We start from the raw sequence: 4,515 nt of genomic DNA, 5'->3' as shown, positions 1-4,515 counted from the left end.
CCCCTTCACCCCGCCGACACGCCCGCCATCGGATCCCCGCTCACCCCACGCTCAGGTACGAAGAGCCCCAATACGCGAAGAAGGACTGGCACCAGCGCCTCGGCGGAGGAGTCCACGCCGACGCCATCATGGACCGCATCGTCCACAACACCATCTGGATCGACACCGGCACCCACAACATGAGAGAACACACCGCCACGAAGTGACCAGCCCGGCGCTGGTGGACGGCCCCCGGCCCCCACCAGCGCCACCGGTGGCCCCCAACGTCAATATCGCTGGCTCCCAGAGGCAATATCCAGTGGTCCCGTCAGGCTCGAATACTCACAGCAACCCGCTCGTGCAACTCATCCACCAGAGCACCACCCTCCGATGGTCAACGGCCAAGGTCTCCGGGCCGAACACCGCCCGGAGGGTCCTCTGCCAGGAAACAGACCCCGTGCTCACAGCAACAATCCAGAGGCACCTGAGAACCCGCGTCATAATGCCCCCCCTCTTCAAGCAACGAGGCATGAGGACTCAGTTCCGTTTCGCCATGCGTGTTGTGCCAGGCTGAATCAGCGATCCGTGCCGAGGATTCTCCACAGGGTCCCAATATCGACGCACGAGCCTTGCAGGAGGCCCTCAGGGTCGTCAATGACCTGGGCTGGGCTGTCGGGCTCTCCCAAGTCAGAGAGCACGAGTGCGGCGCCCTCCATGTCGTCATGAGCTGTGTAAGACGAGATCGTAACAATGGTGCGCAGATCTGCTGCCCTAGCAGCCCTGAGCCCGATTCCGCTGTCTTCAACCACAACTGCATCAGACGCTTGGACGCCAAGCCTGTCCAGCGCTAGCAGGTAAATGTCAGGCCAAGGCTTCTTCTGAGGCACCACGTCACCCGCAAACACCTCGAAGTGATCCGCCATGTCTAGTCCCACGACAGTTTCGAGGACAGCACGCACTGAGACCTCCGCTGACGTCGACGCCACGGCCAACGACCACCCTGCTTTCAGTGCCTCCTCAGCCAACCTCCTGACGCCAGGACGAGCTGGAATCGTCCCTGCTGAGATAAGTTCGGTGTAATGACGCGTTTTGACGGCGTGCCACCTAGCCACCATCGCTCGTTGCTCTTCCACATCCGTCGAGAGGTTGTGCTCAGCCACGAAGTCAGAGGTAAGCATGTCCTGCATGCGCTCCTTACCTCCACCGATCTTGATCCGCTCCGCGTACTCCTCAGAACTCCACTGGACCTGCAATCCAACTTCTTTGAACGTCCTGTTGAAGGCTGGAAGATGGCCGTGCTTCTCGGTATCGGCCAAGACGCCATCACAGTCGAAGATCAGTGCGTTCCTCACTTCACTGCCTCCGCTACTAGATCCGCCTTTCCGGCCGCACTGAACATATGGATAAACCCTACGATTTCCTGACGCACACCAGACAGAACGTCCGCGAAGAGTCTAGTAGGCTCCCATTCATTCTTCGCCGAAGCAACATCCAGGTGGGCCTTAGCAGACCTCATATACGACTCCTTCAGGGCGGTCGAAACGTTGATCTTCGAGACCCCTGCGTGAATAAACTCACTGAAGTCTTGTGGAGACAAACCCGTTCCCCCATGGAGGACGATCGGTCGATCTGTTAACTTCAAGAACTCGCGGACCCTATCAGGCAACAACTGGGGCTTACTCTTGTAAGAACCGTGCGCCGTGCCTAGCTGCGGCGCAATGAAGTCAGCATTCGTGCGGTTCGCCACCTCAACGAGCGTACCCACGCCGTACGAATGGATTGCCTCATCGCTACCAACTCCGTCCTCGACGCCGATAATGTTCTCGATCTCGGACTCGACGTCCACCCCCGCAGCGTGCGCGTATGCTACGACCTGAGCCGTCTCTTCCTCCGCTTGGTTAAGATCCCTATCGGAGGCATCGAAAAGCACCGATTGCCATCCAGCGTCAACCACTTCCCGGATCAGTTCAACATCGGGGCAGTGATCGAGATGGAGCGAGAGAGGGGCAGGCGACGAGGTAGCCACTTCACGAAACATTTCAGTCACCAGGCGCACGCCGAAAGACCGCACTGTCTTGACTGACACTTGGATGATGACAGGCGCCTCTGTCTCCTCCGCGGCAGCTACCACTGCCCTCAAGCTCAGATTGTCAAGAATATTTACAGCCGGCACCGCAAATGCGGCCTTACTTGCTGCGGTCAGCATTGTACTTGTTGGAACAATCATTGTTCTTTCTTCATCCTTTAGTTCGCATTAGTGCTTCGCCCAGTTGATGGCGAGCGGTGATCGGGCTCACGGGAGACGAGCATCCAGTCGGTCTCTCCCTAATTTCCTGACTTCGCCTCAGCGAGTTTCTCCAAGTTGGCGTCAAAAGTCTCGGCCCGCACGACGGTCGCCACGCGCGTCCAACACTCCTGCGCATAAGTTGCATGATCGAAGTCGATGAACCCGATCTGCCCCGCCATGACACACCACAGGGCCTCGCGTAGCATGCTGACGAACTGGTACAACTCGACCAGTGCAAGGGCGGTCTCATCAACTGATCCCAAGTAGGAGGAGATCAGCGTCTCTTTTTCCTCCCTCGTCAGCGAAAACTTCTCTGCAAAGTCACCCAAGTCGTAGTAGGGGTCTCCTGCCCCGACATACTCCCAATCGATGAGGAAGGCGGCCTCATCAGTCATCAGGACATTGCCGGGCGAAAGGTCCGAATGGCAGATTGCCTCGACATAGGGGCCTCTGGCCTTCTCAAATCGATTGAGGGCTTCCATCGCCCATGCGTGCTTCTCCGCTTCTACAGGGACTGCCTTGGCCACCCTGTCGTACAGCCATTGTGTTCCCGAGAAAGGATCGGAGATCCTGCCCCGGAGCTGACTTCCTTCCGTTGCATGATGCAGGGTAGAAAGCGCGGTTCCGAATCTCGCGATGGCGCCGGCCCTGTCTTCCAATTCATCAAACGGGACTGCGTCGATATACTCAGCGACAAGCAGACGTGAACGACGGTCGTAGCAGATCAACCTTGGGGCCAGGCCCAAGTCTTCAATCTCATGCAGGACTGCGAACTGATTGCTCCTTACGATCCCGAGAGTCTCCGCCACGTCATCGGGCAGTTGTTCTTGGACAACTACCCGCTCAGCTTCGCCTGTGGCGCGACTCACCGTGACTAGAAAGTTGCGGTTTGTCATGCCCCCAGAAAGTGGCTCAATCACCCATTGAGAACCCGGGTAGAGTTCGGAGATCAGTGATTGCACGTCGTTGGAAATAGGTTCCTGAAGCATCTCTAATCTACCTCGGCTCCTCGATCACATCATCGCGCTCCAGCCAACGTGGGGCCGATGCCCTCGCCGATTCCTGCTCCTCGTCATGATGGTGGCGTGCGCCCGTCTCACTCAAACCATCAGCCTTCGCCTGAGCCTCCTCATGCCTGATTGCGGTTGGCACGGCGATGAACCGTGCAATCACCATGGCGCACACGGCCGCGACTATCTTTCCAAGCAGAACAGCTGCGATGAGGTTAGGTTGGAAATTCGCCGTGAAGGAGAGGTGATCACCCAGGAGGAAGGCGCCCGTGGTCGCAAATGCGATGGTCATCACTTTATCTTTCGCGGACATCTTTTCAATCAGATGGAAGAGAGCCAAAATGTTGGCCGTCGAACCGAGAATTCCTGCCATAGCAGTTTCACTGAGACCAAATCGGGATCCCAACCAGGCCAACGGTTGGGAGAGATATTTCTGAATGGCGTACACCATGGGAAATGCCCCCGCAAGCATGATTCCAACGGCCCCCGCTACCTCGAGTGCGCGGAACTGGTCATCCGGCGTTGCGATAATCGCGCCGAAGCCCCAACCCCCAAAGATTCTTGAGAAGATTCCGGTGAAATACTCCACGATGGAAATCGCGAGTAGGAGCTTGGCCGCTGCATCGACGAAGCGGCCAAACCACATAAAGAGTTTAATCATTAGATCCGGCAGGAATTTGAGTCCTGCAGCAATCACTGCGATGACGATAATCAGAGGAATCATATTGCCAACCAGGGCCCCAATAGTCAGGCCCTCGACGGGGGTGTCTGCTGGTCCAGTTGGACTTGCTTCAGAACGAATGCGGGCGCCAGACCACATAACCGTGAGCATCGCCAGCACCACGCCGACCGGGATCGTGAGAATTCCGGACATGACGCCGAGTGCCATGTACTTATGATCTCGCTTGGCGAGAATTGCGAGGCCAACGGGGATGCTGAAGACGATGGTAGCGCCAGCCATGTAACCGGTCATCATATCGCAGTGATCCAGTCCCCCGTGGAACTGGCGGTCTCCTGCGCCAAGTGATATCCACCCATATCTGTCGCAATGAATGTCGTGGCCGCCATCGACGGATCTGAACCCATGGCCTTCCACACCGGTCCAAGGACCGACTCTACAAATTTGCTCAGGAACGGGAGCGCAGCCATAACACCCGCGACGGGGATAAAGGGCTCTTCGTACCTGAGCGTGGGGTCATAGTCGTAGACCGCCGCCGATGAGGAGCATTCTGAGGCGGT

Annotated in this window: 5 protein-coding genes and 1 pseudogene; 1 reads left to right on the top strand and 5 read right to left on the bottom strand. The window is 57.4% G+C overall.

What is annotated here, in order from left to right; translation table 11 throughout:
* Positions 1-206, top strand: a pseudogene (locus ABEA30_RS13035) (hypothetical protein); the annotation flags it as partial.
* A gap of 348 nt (positions 207-554) precedes the next feature.
* Here ABEA30_RS13035 and ABEA30_RS13030 read toward each other — a convergent pair.
* The 5 genes from ABEA30_RS13030 to eutH (ABEA30_RS13010) form a co-directional block, all read right to left on the bottom strand.
* Positions 555-1,331 (bottom strand): HAD-IA family hydrolase, encoded by a 777-nt coding sequence (locus ABEA30_RS13030; protein ID WP_345583554.1) that lies wholly within the window; start codon positions 1,329-1,331, stop codon positions 555-557.
* Complete coding sequence (locus ABEA30_RS13025; protein ID WP_345583552.1) at positions 1,328-2,185, bottom strand: class II fructose-bisphosphate aldolase; 858 nt, start codon at positions 2,183-2,185, stop codon at positions 1,328-1,330. The genes ABEA30_RS13030 and ABEA30_RS13025 overlap by 4 nt, the downstream gene beginning before the upstream one ends.
* Positions 2,186-2,304: 119 nt before the next feature.
* Positions 2,305-3,255, bottom strand: coding sequence for a phosphotransferase (locus ABEA30_RS13020; protein ID WP_345583550.1), 951 nt, complete (start codon positions 3,253-3,255; stop codon positions 2,305-2,307).
* A 7-nt stretch (positions 3,256-3,262) separates the two neighbouring features.
* Positions 3,263-4,237, bottom strand: a complete 975-nt coding sequence (gene eutH, locus ABEA30_RS13015; protein WP_345583548.1) for an ethanolamine utilization protein EutH — start codon at positions 4,235-4,237, stop codon at positions 3,263-3,265.
* An 11-nt stretch (positions 4,238-4,248) separates the two neighbouring features.
* The coding region (gene eutH, locus ABEA30_RS13010; RefSeq protein WP_345583546.1) for an ethanolamine utilization protein EutH at positions 4,249-4,515 on the bottom strand (267 nt) is incomplete at its 5' end.

The sequence above is a fragment of the Tessaracoccus lubricantis genome, from assembly GCF_039544535.1.
In the GTDB taxonomy this organism is placed as follows: domain Bacteria; phylum Actinomycetota; class Actinomycetes; order Propionibacteriales; family Propionibacteriaceae; genus Arachnia; species Arachnia lubricantis.
Note: the sequence above shows the minus strand (reverse complement) of the source record. Positions and strands in the feature narration are given on the sequence as shown.